The sequence below is a fragment of the Hymenobacter amundsenii genome (genome assembly GCF_002204745.1).
Lineage (GTDB): Bacteria > Bacteroidota > Bacteroidia > Cytophagales > Hymenobacteraceae > Hymenobacter > Hymenobacter amundsenii.
Genome location: NZ_NIRR01000003.1, coordinates 187,327 through 199,898, shown reverse-complemented (window position 1 = coordinate 199,898; position 12,572 = coordinate 187,327). Strand labels below are relative to the sequence as shown.

General features: G+C 61.4%; 13 protein-coding genes. 6 read left to right on the top strand and 7 right to left on the bottom strand.

All coding sequences use genetic code 11. The features are described 5' to 3' along the window. The 3 genes from CDA63_RS04070 to CDA63_RS04060 form a co-directional block, all read left to right on the top strand. The coding region (locus CDA63_RS04070) for a S9 family peptidase (RefSeq protein ID WP_126546723.1) at window positions 1-1,976 on the top strand (1,976 nt) is incomplete at its 5' end. A gap of 88 nt (window positions 1,977-2,064) precedes the next feature. Beyond that, window positions 2,065-2,601, top strand: a complete 537-nt coding sequence (gene hslV / locus CDA63_RS04065) for an ATP-dependent protease subunit HslV (protein ID WP_088463160.1) — start codon at window positions 2,065-2,067, stop codon at window positions 2,599-2,601. A 108-nt stretch (window positions 2,602-2,709) separates the two neighbouring features. Then, window positions 2,710-3,681, top strand: a complete 972-nt coding sequence (locus CDA63_RS04060) for a deoxyhypusine synthase family protein (protein WP_088463159.1) — start codon at window positions 2,710-2,712, stop codon at window positions 3,679-3,681. Between the two features lie 86 nt (window positions 3,682-3,767). Here the strand turns inward: CDA63_RS04060 and CDA63_RS04055 are convergent, their stop codons facing one another. From CDA63_RS04055 to CDA63_RS04045, 3 genes are all read right to left on the bottom strand, one after another. Further along, window positions 3,768-4,559, bottom strand: coding sequence for a DUF3667 domain-containing protein (locus tag CDA63_RS04055; RefSeq protein ID WP_165768187.1), 792 nt, complete (start codon window positions 4,557-4,559; stop codon window positions 3,768-3,770). A 244-nt stretch (window positions 4,560-4,803) separates the two neighbouring features. Beyond that, on the bottom strand, window positions 4,804-5,208 hold the full coding sequence (locus tag CDA63_RS04050; protein ID WP_088463157.1) for a hypothetical protein: 405 nt from the start codon (window positions 5,206-5,208) through the stop codon (window positions 4,804-4,806). 19 nt (window positions 5,209-5,227) lie between these two features. Continuing rightward, window positions 5,228-6,538, bottom strand: coding sequence for a cystathionine gamma-synthase family protein (locus CDA63_RS04045; RefSeq protein WP_088463156.1), 1,311 nt, complete (start codon window positions 6,536-6,538; stop codon window positions 5,228-5,230). A 137-nt stretch (window positions 6,539-6,675) separates the two neighbouring features. Here CDA63_RS04045 and CDA63_RS04040 point away from each other — a divergent pair, with 137 nt between their 5' ends. Beyond that, window positions 6,676-7,017 carry a hypothetical protein gene (locus CDA63_RS04040; RefSeq protein ID WP_088463155.1) on the top strand — a complete coding sequence of 114 codons (342 nt, stop codon included), beginning with the start codon at window positions 6,676-6,678 and terminating at the stop codon, window positions 7,015-7,017. A 144-nt stretch (window positions 7,018-7,161) separates the two neighbouring features. On the opposite strand, the gene CDA63_RS04035 is transcribed toward CDA63_RS04040, so the two are convergent. From CDA63_RS04035 to CDA63_RS20755, 4 genes are all read right to left on the bottom strand, one after another. Further along, a complete protein-coding gene (locus CDA63_RS04035; RefSeq protein WP_242434539.1) occupies window positions 7,162-8,178 on the bottom strand; it encodes an N-acetylmuramoyl-L-alanine amidase family protein in 1,017 nt (338 codons plus the stop codon). A gap of 219 nt (window positions 8,179-8,397) precedes the next feature. After that, window positions 8,398-8,907, bottom strand: a complete 510-nt coding sequence (locus CDA63_RS04030; RefSeq protein WP_088463154.1) for a hypothetical protein — start codon at window positions 8,905-8,907, stop codon at window positions 8,398-8,400. Window positions 8,908-9,055: 148 nt separating this feature from the next. Next, window positions 9,056-9,517 (bottom strand): hypothetical protein, encoded by a 462-nt coding sequence (locus tag CDA63_RS04025; protein ID WP_088463153.1) that lies wholly within the window; start codon window positions 9,515-9,517, stop codon window positions 9,056-9,058. Window positions 9,518-9,606: 89 nt separating this feature from the next. Further along, window positions 9,607-10,182, bottom strand: coding sequence for a 2'-5' RNA ligase family protein (locus CDA63_RS20755; RefSeq protein WP_165768186.1), 576 nt, complete (start codon window positions 10,180-10,182; stop codon window positions 9,607-9,609). A 241-nt stretch (window positions 10,183-10,423) separates the two neighbouring features. Here CDA63_RS20755 and CDA63_RS04015 point away from each other — a divergent pair, with 241 nt between their 5' ends. Further along, window positions 10,424-11,395: an AsmA family protein gene (locus tag CDA63_RS04015; RefSeq protein ID WP_126546722.1), complete on the top strand. Its 972-nt coding sequence runs from the start codon at window positions 10,424-10,426 to the stop codon at window positions 11,393-11,395. 138 nt (window positions 11,396-11,533) lie between these two features. Continuing rightward, window positions 11,534-12,565 (top strand): DUF748 domain-containing protein, encoded by a 1,032-nt coding sequence (locus CDA63_RS04010; RefSeq protein ID WP_088463150.1) that lies wholly within the window; start codon window positions 11,534-11,536, stop codon window positions 12,563-12,565. Window positions 12,566-12,572 lie beyond the last annotated feature (7 nt).

Sequence of the window (12,572 nt, the reverse complement as noted above, 5' to 3'; positions counted from 1 at the left end):
CCGACGAGAAAACCATAAACTTCGCGGCGGCGGGTAAAACCTGGCAGTACGCGGTGGCCAGCGGCCTGCTGACCCCCGCCCCGGCCGCAACTCCCGTTGCCAACGAGGCCAACGAAATCGTGTCGCCCGACAAGCGGCTAGCGGCCTATATCAAGGAGGACAACCTGTGGGTGCGCGACACAAAAACCAACCAAACCACGCAGCTCACCACCGACGGGGCGCCCAACTATGGCTACGCCACCGACAACGCCGGCTGGACCCACAGCGACCGGCCGGTGCTGCGCTGGTCGCCCGACTCGCGCAAAATCGCCACCTTCCGCCAGGACCAGCGCCGGGTGGGCAATATGTACCTGGTGCCTACCACCGTGGGCGCCCCCCAGCTCGAAACCTGGAAATACCCACTGCCCGGCGATAAGGACATCATCACGATTGAGCGCGTGATTGTGGAGGTGAGCCCGGCCAAGGTGGTGCGCCTGCAAGTGACCCCCGACCCCCACCGCGGCTCCTTGTCCGACGATATTTCCAGCAGCGGCACCTTTGATGATGTGGACTGGAGCCCCGATGGCAGCCAGCTGGCCTTCGTCTCGACCTCGCGCGACCACAAGGAGGAAAAGCTCCGCCTGGCCGACGCCGCCACCGGGGCCGTGCGCGAAGTGTTTGCCGAAACCGTGGCCACCCAGTACGAGTCGGGCCAGGGAGCCATCAATTGGCGCTACCTGCCCAAAACCCGCGAGGTTATCTGGTACTCGGAGCGCAACGACTGGGGCCACCTCTACCTCTACGATGCCGGCAGCGGCAAGCTCAAAAGCCAGATTACCAAGGGTAACTACGTAGTAACACAGCTGCTGAAAGTGGACGAGCAGAAGCGGCAGCTCTACTTTCTGGCCGATGGCCGGGAACCCGGCAACCCCTACTTCAGCCACCTCTACCGCATCGGGCTCGATGGCAAGCACCTGACCCTGCTCACGCCCGAACCCGGCAACCATCAGGTAACTTTCGCGCCCTCGGGCCGCTACTTCGTAGACACTTATTCCCAACCCGATAAGCCGGGCCAGACGGTGCTGCGCTCGGCCGAGGGCAAGCTGATTTCGACCCTGGAGAAAACCGATATTTCCCGCCTTACCGCCACCGGCTGGAAAGCGCCCACGCCCATTACGGTAAAAGCCGCCGACACCCATACCGACCTCTACGGGCTGATGTTCAAGCCTACCACGCTGGAGCCGGGCAAAAAGTACCCCATCATCAACTACATCTACCCCGGGCCCCAGGGCGGCGGCGTGGGCAGCTGGTCGTTTTCGGCGGCCCGCTCCGACCACCAGGCCCTGGCCGAACTGGGTTTCGTGGTGGTGGTGATTGAGGGCAGCTGCAACCCGCTGCGGGCCAAGAGCTACCACGATGGCTGCTACGGCAATATGGCCGAAAACACGCTGTCGGACCAGGTAAGCGGCATGCGCCAGCTGGCCCAGCGCTACCCCTACATCGACCTGGAACGGGCCGGCATCTGGGGCCACTCGGGCGGGGGCTACGCCACGGCGGCGGCCATGTTCCGCTACCCGGAGTTCTTCAAGGTGGGCATTTCGGAATCGGGCAACCACGAAAACCGCAACTACGAGGACGACTGGGCCGAGCGCTACCTCGGTCTGCTGAAAACCAAACCCGACGGCACCACCAACTACGACAACCAGGCCAACGCCCCTTTCGCCAAAAACCTCCAGGGCAAGCTCCTGTTGGCCCACGGCCTGATGGACGATAACGTGCCCGCCTCCAACACTTGGCTGGTGGTGGAAGCCCTCACCAAAGCCAATAAGAGCTACGATCTGGTGGTGTTCCCGAACGCCGCCCACGGCTACGGCGTGTCGTCGTCCTACATGATGCGCCGCCGCTGGGACTACTTCGTGGAGCACTTGGCAGGCCTCCAGCCGCCCCACGACTACCTGCTCCAGCCCCGGCCCGACCCGCGTAACGGGGCCCAGTAGGCCCGTCGGCGGGGCGGGCGTTGCCATCGGATTCCCGTAACTTTGCGTCTTCCCGCCGAAATAGTTCTTCTTCCCTTTTGCTTCCGATATGAAAATCCGCTCTACTACCGTGCTCGGGGTGCGCCACAACGGCCAAGTGGCCCTCGGGGCCGACGGCCAAGCTACCATGGACAAGCACGTGGCTAAAAGCAACGTGCGCAAGGTGCGCAAGCTCCACGAGGGCAAAGTGGTAACCGGCTTTGCCGGCTCCACGGCCGATGCGTTTATGCTGCTCGATAAGTTCGAGGAGAAGCTCGGCAACTATAGTGGCCAGCTGCGCCGCGCCGCCATCGAGTTAGCCAAGGAGTGGCGCAAAGACCAGCACCTACGTAAGCTCGAAGCTATGATGGTGGTTTGCGACAAGGATGAGCTGCTCATCATCGCCGGTACCGGCGACGTGCTGGAGCCCGACAACGACGTGGCCGCCATCGGCTCGGGCTCGATGTACGCCCAGGCCGCCGCCCTAGCCCTGAAAAAGCACGCCCCCCACCTCACGGCCCGCCAGATGGTGGAAGAAGCCCTGCACATCGCCGCCGACATCTGCATCTACACCAACCACAACCTCATGATTGAGGAGCCAGTGTAGCTTTGGCTGTTAGCTGACAGCTATTAGCTGTTAGCTTCCGTAGAGGAGAACCAGAGATATCCATTCAGAAAGCTGTTAGCTAACAGCTGACAGCTAAAAGCTCACAAAATGACTGTAACCAACTTCCTCAAGCACCATTACCGCCACTTCAACGCCGCCGCCCTTATCGATGCAGCTGAGGGCTATAACAAGCATCTGGCCGATGGCGGCAAGATGATGATTACCCTGGCCGGCGCCATGAGCACCGCCGAAATGGGCATTCAGCTGGCCGAGCTCATTCGCCAGGATAAAGTCCAGATTATCAGCTGCACCGGCGCTAACCTCGAAGAAGACATCTTCAACCTCGTAGCCCACGATTTCTACGAGCGGGTGCCCAACTACCGCGACCTGACGCCCGCCGACGAGCAGGCTCTGCTGGAGCGCCACATGAACCGCGTGACGGATACCTGCATTCCCGAGGAGGAGGCCATGCGCCGCCTGGAGCACTCGGTGCTCAAGTTCTGGGAGAAGGCCGACAAGGCCGGCGAGCAGTACTTTCCCCACGAGTTCTTCTACCAGATTCTCAAGTCGGGCGAGCTGGAGCAGTACTACCAGATTGACCCCAAGGACTCCTGGATGCTGGCCGCCGCCGAGAAAAACCTGCCCATCATCTGCCCCGGTTGGGAAGACTCTACGCTGGGTAACATCTTCGCCGGCCACGTCATTTCGGGCGACATCAAGAACGTGCACACCGTACGCACCGGCATCGAGTACATGATTTACCTGGCCGGCTGGTACACCGAGCAGGCTACCGACGAAAGCCCGGTCGGCTTCTTCCAGATTGGCGGCGGCATTGCCGGCGACTTCCCCATTTGCGTGGTGCCCATGCTGCACCAGGACCTGGGCCGTACCAGCGTGCCGCTGTGGGGCTACTTCTGCCAGATTTCGGACTCCACGACCAGCTACGGCAGCTACTCCGGCGCCGTGCCCAACGAGAAAATCACCTGGGGCAAGTTGGGCCAGGACACGCCCAAGTTCATCATTGAGTCGGACGCCACCATTGTCGCGCCGCTGGTGTTTGCTATGGTGCTGGGGCAGTAATTGCTGCGCAGCACCAGTAAAAAAAGCCCGCTGCTGATATTCAGCGGCGGGCTTTCTATTTTCTTAACGGGCACACCGATTGGCTCCTAGTGAGCCGGCGCAGGTGCCGATTTAGCCTGCTGCTTTTGGAGCCGTTGCTGCGCCACTTCTTTTTTAATAGTATTCCCTCTCAACCCCGCCGCAACTATTCCCACGAGTATAGATGGCAAGATGATGCCCAGCACAAATGGAAGAAAACCTCGTATCAGACGGCCTGCCAAGCTCAGGCCCGTATGCGCTAGCGTAGAACTGTAAGCCCAAGTGGCATATCCGAAGCTTATTAGCGAGGCTATAGCCCCCACTTTCGTGATGTGGATTGTGCCGGAGTAAAAGTAGGAAACGGGTAGGAATAATAGGGTTAGAGAGTTGCAAACCGCTGTGACAAATACCGCAATAACGAGGCACTCGGCATAGTTGTAGCCCCCGCGGCGTAAAAATAACCGCGCAAACGCGGCTATTATCGGCACCAATCCCACGTAAACCCAACTCATATATTTGGCTATGAATTCCATGCCAGACTTTTGTGCCTCCCATACGGCCTCAGGTATGGCCGGGTCGCGGGGCGGCATCAGGTCGATATGTAGGACCGAGGAAGTAAAGGCGTAGAGACCGGTTACCAGTAACAGCAGCGACAACGGCGGAAAGTGGTACTTGCGCTGCCCGGCTAGGTACTCCCGGATGGTGGGTCCGGGCCGCAATAGCATGTTTTTTAGGGTGTACAGAATGCCCTTATCCACGTGCCAGATGGAATGCGGGATGTCGTGGAGCATGTCGCCCATCGTGAGGCGGTGCGTGTGGTGGGCGTCCTGCCCGCACCGCCCGCAAAAGCGGTCGGGCACGCAGTGGCCACAGTTTAGGCAGTGGGCCGGGCCATGCGCGGCTGGGGTAGATACGGGTAGTTGGGTTGGGTCCGGGAGAATAAGTTCAAGCTCGGGAGTAGCGGTTGGTTGCATAGGAATGAGTTGTAATGCTAATTGTAAATCTACTCGAATATGTGGTTCACCCAATGAAACAGGCCCGCCGCTGATATTCAGCGGCGGGCCTGTTTCATTGGGTGATGAGTATTTGCAATGATTTTAAAGATTACAATGAATTAGCCCAAAAATGATTTTTGTATTCTGGCCATAGTCTATGAACTTCATCAAGAAGTAATTTGCCGCCAACCGTAACGGAGTTCTCGTGAGAGAAATAGAGAACAAAGTCGAAATTGAAGTTTGTATGCAGGTGCTCAAGACCATTATATCCGAGAAAGCAGGTGCTTAATGGTTGAGTACTTACAGCTCCGCCTTCGACTACTTCATATACTTCGCTGACACGATAGAGTCTCTTGACAGCAACTCTGATATATTCAATGAATTGGTCAAAATACTCCGCATCGTAAATCTCAGTCTCCAGAATCTTTTGGTCACCAGTAATGGGAATCCAACCGAAAGGAATATCGCATCCCCAGCGGGCATTCAATTCCAAAATGACCAAGTCCTCATCCATGAAGCGCACAGTTTAACATTTATACCATCTCCGCCACCTCTACCTCCTTCGGCATCCCCACAGCCTCAAAGGCTTGGCCCAAATCCAGCATCAAATCCTGGGGGTCTTCTACGCCGATGCTCAGGCGAATCATTTGGGGGGTGATGCCCATTTCCTTCTGGTCTTCGAGGGTGATGTCGGAGTGGGTCATGGTGCCGGGGTGCTCGGCCAGGCTTTCGGTGCCGCCCAGGCTTACGGCCAGCTTGATGAGGCGCAGGGCGTTTAGGAAGCGGAAGGCTTCGGCCTCGCCGCCTTTGATGTCGAACGAAATCATGGAGCCCGGTGAGAGGCAGTGGCGCTGGTAGATATCCTGCTGCACGGGGTTGCCCTCGAGGTGGGTGAGGTAGTGGGTGCGCTCCACCAGTGGGTGCTCGCGCAGCCAGTCGGCAATCAACTGGGCCGATTGGGCAGCGCGCTCCATGCGCAGCTTCAGCGTTTCGAGGCTGCGCATCAGCATCCAGCCAGTGTTGGGGTCGCACATGGTGCCCATGAATGTGCGCATGGCCTTTATTTCCTTCATCAGGGCGTGGCTGCTGAGCGCGGCCCCGGCAATCAAATCGGAGTGACCCCCCAAGAACTTGGTGGCCGAGTACAACACCACGTCGGCGCCGTGCTTGAGCGGGTGCTGGAACACGGGGCCCAGGAAGGTGTTGTCGACCACGAAACGCACGGGCTTGTCGGGCGTGGCATACTGGCGGGCCAGGGCGGCGCAGGCGTCGAGGTCGATGAGGTGGTTGGTGGGGTTGGCGGGTGTTTCCACGTACACCATAGCCAGGCGGCCGGGGGCAATGGCGGCGGCCTGGGCCTGCATTTCCTCGACACTGGCGGAAGGGCGGAAGCCCACGGCCTCGATGCCGAACTTGCGCAGCACGTTCTTCAGGAAGAAGTCGGAGCCACCGTACACGGGCTCGGAGTGCAGCACCACGTCGCCGGGCTGCAGCAGGGCCAGCAGCGTGGTGCTGATGGCGGCCATGCCCGAGGCGAAGCTGGCGGCTTCCTCGGCTTCATCCCAGAGGGTGAGGCGGTTTTCGAGGATTTCGAGGCTGGGGTTGTTGAGGCGGGAGTAAATCAGGCCCATTTCCTCGTCCGGCCCCTGTTGGCGCAGCCCGTAAGCCAGCTCGAAGAAGGCTTTGCCTTCCTCGGCGTTCTTGAACACGAAGGTAGACGTCTGGAAAATGGGGGGCTTGATGGCGCCCTCGCTCCAAGCGGGCGTGTAGCCGTAGCTCATCATCAGGCTCTCGGGGTTCAGGCGCTGCCCGGCAATGCAGGCGTGGTCGGCGGGGTTGGTCATGCGGGTGGGAATTAGGGGTGGGTGGGAAGTGTGGGTAGCCTAAAGGTATCGTTTCTGCGGAACCTTCCCCGCCGTGGGCCGGGCATTCCCCCGGGCAAACCGTACCTTAGAGCCTCACCGTTCTGCCCGCCCGCGCCATGTCCCTCGACACTCTGACCTTCCTGCAGCACACCACCGAAGCCGAGAAAACAACCGTGTACACCCACGCCCAGGACGAGGACGGCGACGACGTACTACAGGCCTGCGAGGCCCTGCTCATCGCCCGCACCGAGTATCAAAAGCTCTTTATTACCGTCGAGCCCCGCCGCCGCTACCTCACTCACACCCAGGTGCCCGGCGAGGTAGACGTAGAAATCGACTTCCTCCAGGACTACGAAGAAGTGGAAGCCCTACTGGAAGACGCCGGCCTCGATGGCATCTTCGACGGCGACCAGGGCATCCTCTACCACAACCTGCTTTTCCTGCTGATGAACCCGTAGTGGAGAGAAGCGAGAAGCGGGAGGTGGGAAGTGAGAAACGGTACGCAAGCCGAACGTCGTGCTTCGACTGCGCCTCCGGCTTCGCTCAGCATGACGTTCGGCTTGCGTACCGTTTCTCACTTCTCACTTCTCACTTCTCACTTCTCACTTCCTCACATAATCCGCCCTCAATCCCTCGTAAATCCAGTTGGCCAGGGCTTGGCGGTTGTCGGCGAGCAGGAAGCGCTGCTGGTCGCGGGCGTTATGGATGTTGCCCAACTCCATGAATACGGCCGGGGCGTGGCTGTTGCGCACCACGTACAGGCTGCTGCGCGCCGACACGTTGCCGGAGTAGGAGCGGTTGGGCTGAGCCCGCCGGTAGCGCGTCGTGAATACCTGATGGATATTTTTGGCCAGACGCCGACCGGCCGCGCTCTTGGCGTGGTGGTAGAAGAACACGTCGATGTTCTGGCCCTTGCTGCGGCTGTCGACGTGCAGGGCCAATAGGCGCTGGTAAGCCCCTTTGTGACGGGCGTAGAGCTTATTGGCCTGCACCACGCGCTGCTGCAGCCGTCCAAGTTGGCTAAGCGGAATCCGCTGGTGCGGAAACGTGACCTCGTCGTGGTCGATTTTGAGAATGCTCGCGTCGCGGATACCGTCGTTGGGGTCCTGTACCAGCATGTACACCGTGGCTCCGTGCTCCATTAGTACCCGGGCCAGGCGCAGCGTCACGTCGTAGGCGTATTCGTCCTCGGCGAGGCGGTGAGGACCATATTTGCCAATGGCGCCCGGGTCGGGGCCGCCGTGCCCGGCCGAGAGATAGTACACGGCCCCACGCATGGTGCGGTCGAGGATGCGCACGCGGCTGTACTGCGAGCCGAACAGCGGCGCTTTGAGCACCGATGGACTGCTGCTTGAGGAACGGGCCGGCGCCGTGGCGCGGGCCGCCGCGCCCGTGGGCAGGCGGTAGCGGCGGCCCACGATGAGGCCATTGCCGGTGGTTAAGTTGGCTTTATTGAGGGTTATAAACTGCCGGAAGTGCTGGCCCGAGGTGAGGCCGTAGCGGCGGAGCAACGCGTGGGCCCCGTCGCCGGGCCGGGCCACTACCGTGGTGGGTGTCCGCTGGCTGAACACGGGGCCGGAAAGCAGAAAAAACAGGAGCAGGGAAACGGATAAACGCAAAAGCAGGAAGCTGAACGGGCCAGGAATAAGGTGACGCTACTGGCCACAAAAACCGGGCAGGTAATCAGCGGGATATTATGCCCGACAGGTTGCCCGGTCGCCCAATCACAGCCTCAAACCGGCGGATGGGCGAGCGTAAAAGTAGCCAAGCCGTTCGAAGAAAGCGCAAAAAAAGCCCCGTAACGGTCGTTACGGGGCTTCTGTAATAGCTGCTAAGTGCTAATATACCTGCACGTTGAAGTGGACGCCGCCGTTTTCGCCCCATTTTTCATCGATGGGATAGGAGCCGCTTTTTACCTTGATAGCGTGGGCGCCAAGGGCATCGGTTTCGGGCTGCGCCACGAAAAACTCTTCCCCGGCCTGGATGGTGATTTTCTTTACGGCTGGGTCGTAGGGCGTGAGAAACTGCACGTCGAGTTGCTTTTTGTTCAGCGAGAGGCGCACCCGTGGCACTCGTGGGTTGCTGGCCACGCTAGCCCGGCTCTGAGGGGAGCCGTCGGTGGCTGGTAGCTCTGGTTCCTCTGTTGCGGCCACGGCGCAGGCGCCGTAGCCCCACAGGCACTGTTCGTATTTGGCATAACCGCGCATATACGAATCAACGACAACGGGTGGCGCTATCTGCAAATTGGCCTGGGCGGTGCCGGGGGTGGGGGCTATTTCGCTGACGGCGGGCTGCTCGCAGCCGGCCAATAGCAACAGTGGCAGGGCAAGTGGGAAAAGCTTTTTCATAGTGGACAAAAGGGGGTGGATGGAAAGAAGAAGGATAAGCTGCAACAAGATATACATTCACCCCGGAGCGCCGCCGTTGGACCATAAAAAAAGACCGCCCCACGAGGCGGTCTTTTTCGAAATGGGTAAGTTGTTTGGCAAGAGTTGGTTACATGCGGAACAGCGGCCGGGCCGGATTCCAGATGCCCCACGGAATCATTACGGCTACAATAAGCAGGGCAACCAGAAACCAGATGAAGGCTTTTTTGTGCTTGAGCACTGGGTCGGTGGCTTTCTTGGAAAGCGTGCGGCCCACCTGCGCTGCCACCACGGCCAGCAGCATACCCACCAGGTGTTCCATGGCGAAGAAGCGGCCCGTGGGGTCCTTCATGACGGCCTTCCCAACGGTTTCGAAGGCTTTGGCCCCTACCGGGCTCACGAAGTAAAGAATGATGCCCAGCAGCAGCTGCAGGTGCATCGAGCCCACGAAGGAAGCGCCCATGGCGTTGTCGGCCCCCACGAAGGGGCGGCGGTTCTGCCAGCCCGTGAAGGCCCGAAAAATAGCAATCAAACCAAACACCAGCACGAGCCAGCGCGACCAAGAGTGCAAAAGCAGCAGCGTAGGATACATAAGCAGCAGAAAATAGGAGTACGGGGCAAAGGTCGGGTACAGCCGCCAGTAATACACGCTCGGGGGGCGGATTTTACCGGCCCCGTCTACTATTCGTCGCCAAACAGCGATGGTGCCACTTCGAGCTTGTGCCCCTCGAAGCCAAAAATCTTCTCGGGTACGAATTGTTCCTCCTCTTCGCGCAGAATGGCTAAGTTGGTGATGGCCAGCTTCAGGTCGAAAGTCTGGTGGTTGAGGTACTGCATCACGGGCCCCAATAGCTCGGGCGTGGTGTCGTGCAAAGCCAGCGAAATATGAGGTAGCCAGCAGTCGGGGCCGCTGAACTTATCGGTGCGCAGGCACAGCGGGGCCGTGGCCTGGTGAATGCGGTAGTGGAGCTGGTTGAGGGCATCGGAGCGCAGCACCGGAATATAGATGACCGGGTTAGGGCCCGGGAAAATACCCAGCCCGGTGGTGTGGGCCACGAAAGGCTTGGTGCGGCGGGCTACCTCGTGCAGCACTTGGCGCAGGGCCGAACGTTTGCGCACGCCCGCCAGCTGGTAGGTAATGTGCGGGTCGGGCGTGGCCTGCACGTCGTCGAGGCCAAACTCCGTTTCCAGGCTCTGGATAAGGCGGTTGATGCGGTCGGCATTCTGGACGTTGAGCAGGCTGGTAATGGCAAGCATGGACGGGGCGGTAGAAAACACAGATAATTGATTGGAAATCCGGGGAATGATACGCAGAACCGGCGGTTTTCGGTGGCCGGTAGTCGGCCTTGCATCGCTAGGCGTTAAAAAAAAGCTCGTTCGGGCAACCCGGCTGGCCGGGCGGTGGTAGATAGCCGAAACAAAAGTCGTAAACTGAACGGAACCCGCTGTTACATGGGGGCCGCTCTTTGCCATAAGCCCCCGCGTGCTTTCCCCCGCCTTGTCCGCCAATACCCTGCCTGCTACTTCCGCCGCTGGCCGTCCCTGGGGCCGGTGGGTGCTGGGTGGGCTCATTGGGCTAGCCTTGGTGGTCTGGCTGGGAATAACCTTCGGGCTCGACCCTTGGTTGCAACGCACCCTCGAAAATAAGGTGCGTACCGCCAGCCACGGCCGTTACCGCCTGCAGGTGGGCCGCCTGCGTACCAACCTACGGCTCCGGCAACTCGACATCCGCGCCGCCTACCTTACCACCAACCCCACCGCCCCCACCGATACGCTGCCCACGGCTACCGTCGCGCTGGGCCGCCTGCACCTGCGCGGGGTGGGCCTCTGGGCCCTGCTACGGGGCCAGGAAGTGCCCATTGATAGTCTGCGCCTCGATTCGGTGGCTGTGGCCCTCGACCGGCTGCCCGCCGGGCTGGGCAGCGGTGGCCCAATATACGCGCAGCTGCCGGGCGCCGGTCTGCGTATTGGTTACCTCACGGTCCGCCACGTGCACGGCCGCTATGGCCCCGCCGCCCGGCCCCAGGGCCGCCTCGCCCACGCCGACCTAACGGTGCGCGACCTGCGGCTAAGCGCTGCCGGGGCCGCCGATTCGGCCCGCATTGGGTACGCGGCGGCCGTTGCGGGCCGCGTGAGGGGGCTGAGGGCGCAGGTACCGGGCCACGCGCTGGCCCTCGGAGCTCTGCGCTTTGCTACCCGGGCCCGCCAGTTGATACTCGATTCGCTGGCCGTGCATCCGTCCCAGCCCATCGGCCCCCGGCGCAGTGCCCCCGTGCGGGTAAGCCTGGCGCTGCCCCGGCTGGTGCTCACCGGCCTCAATGCGGCCGCCCTGGTCCGCCGCCGCTTCCGGGCCGATTCGCTGGGCCTGCACCGCCCCGGCTGGCCCTCATGCTGCCCGCCACCCAGCCGCCGCCATTGCACGAGGTGCTGGCGCCCTATCTGCGCGAGTGCCGGCTGGCCGCCCTGGTAACCAGCGGCGGGCAACTGCGGGTAACGGGTATTGAAGCAGTGCCCGCCGCTCGGGCCGTAACCGTGGCCGCCACCGATTTGCGAGTTCTACCTTATTCCGGGGGCCGCCGGCCGCATCTTTTATGCCCAGGCCTGGCAGGTGCGCACCGGCCTCACTACCGCGACCCTCAACGCGCCCTATTACCATGTGCAGTGGCGCAGCCTGCGGGCCGATACGCGCCAGGGGCAGCTGGCTCTGAGCCAGGTACTGGTGGTGCCCACCCTATCGGTGGTGGCCCTGTCGCGCGCCAAGGGCCACCAGGCAGCCCACGTTACGGTTCGCGTGCCGGCCTTGTCCTTTGCTATCCTCGATTTCGAGGCCGCCGCCAACCGCCACGAGCTGCGGGCCGCCGCCCTAACCGTCACTAAAGCCCGCGTAAGTACCCGGAGCGATGGCCGGTTCGCCCAGAACCCCAATATATCGCACGTAACGCCCGAGGAGCTGGCCAAGGTGCCGTTCCGGCTTGCCATCGACCGGCTACGCATCGGGCAGGGTACCATTACGGCCCAGTACCGCGCCCCCCGCGATGCCCAGCCCGGCCTTATTCAGATTACTGATTTCGGGGGCACGCTGCGCAATGTCAGCAACGACCCGGCCCGCATGAGCGCGGCCCACCCGCTTACGGGTACGGCCAGCGGCCTGCTCCAGGGCCGGTGCCGGGCCCGCGTGCAGCTGCAAGCCAACGTGCTCGATCCGGCGGGCCGGCACACGGTCAGCGGTACGTTCTATCAGGCTCCACTTTCCATTTTAAACTCCATGACCGTGCCCACCCGGGGCATTCGGTTTCGGAGCGGGCTCATCGAGCGGATTGACTTCCGGATGCAGCTCGACCAGCAAGCGGCCCGGGGTACCATGCGCGCCCGCTACACCAACCTGAAACTGCAGCGCCTCAACCGCCAAAATAAACCCGGCCTGCTCCACCGCCTCGAAACCACCGCCATCAATGGCCTCGTCATCCGCGACAACAACCCCCGCCAGCCGGAGCAGGAGCTGAAAACCGGCAGCATGCGCTCGGCCCGGGAGCGGCGCTACTCTGTGCTCACGCTCTGGCGGCAGGGCCTGGTAAGCGGCTTGCTCAACAGTGCCGGGGTACCCGCGCCCCTGGCCAAAAAGCTGAGCGAAGGCGAGTAGGGGAGGG

Coding starts and splice junctions, on each gene's coding strand:
- hslV (WP_088463160.1), top strand. CDS start 2,065: ATGAAAATCCGCTCTACTACCGTGCTCGGGGTGCGCCACAACGGCCAA.
- CDA63_RS04060 (WP_088463159.1), top strand. CDS start 2,710: ATGACTGTAACCAACTTCCTCAAGCACCATTACCGCCACTTCAACGCC.
- CDA63_RS04050 (WP_088463157.1), bottom strand. CDS start 5,208: ATGGATGAGGACTTGGTCATTTTGGAATTGAATGCCCGCTGGGGATGC.
- CDA63_RS04045 (WP_088463156.1), bottom strand. CDS start 6,538: ATGACCAACCCCGCCGACCACGCCTGCATTGCCGGGCAGCGCCTGAAC.
- CDA63_RS04040 (WP_088463155.1), top strand. CDS start 6,676: ATGTCCCTCGACACTCTGACCTTCCTGCAGCACACCACCGAAGCCGAG.
- CDA63_RS04030 (WP_088463154.1), bottom strand. CDS start 8,907: ATGAAAAAGCTTTTCCCACTTGCCCTGCCACTGTTGCTATTGGCCGGC.
- CDA63_RS04025 (WP_088463153.1), bottom strand. CDS start 9,517: ATGTATCCTACGCTGCTGCTTTTGCACTCTTGGTCGCGCTGGCTCGTG.
- CDA63_RS20755 (WP_165768186.1), bottom strand. CDS start 10,182: ATGCTTGCCATTACCAGCCTGCTCAACGTCCAGAATGCCGACCGCATC.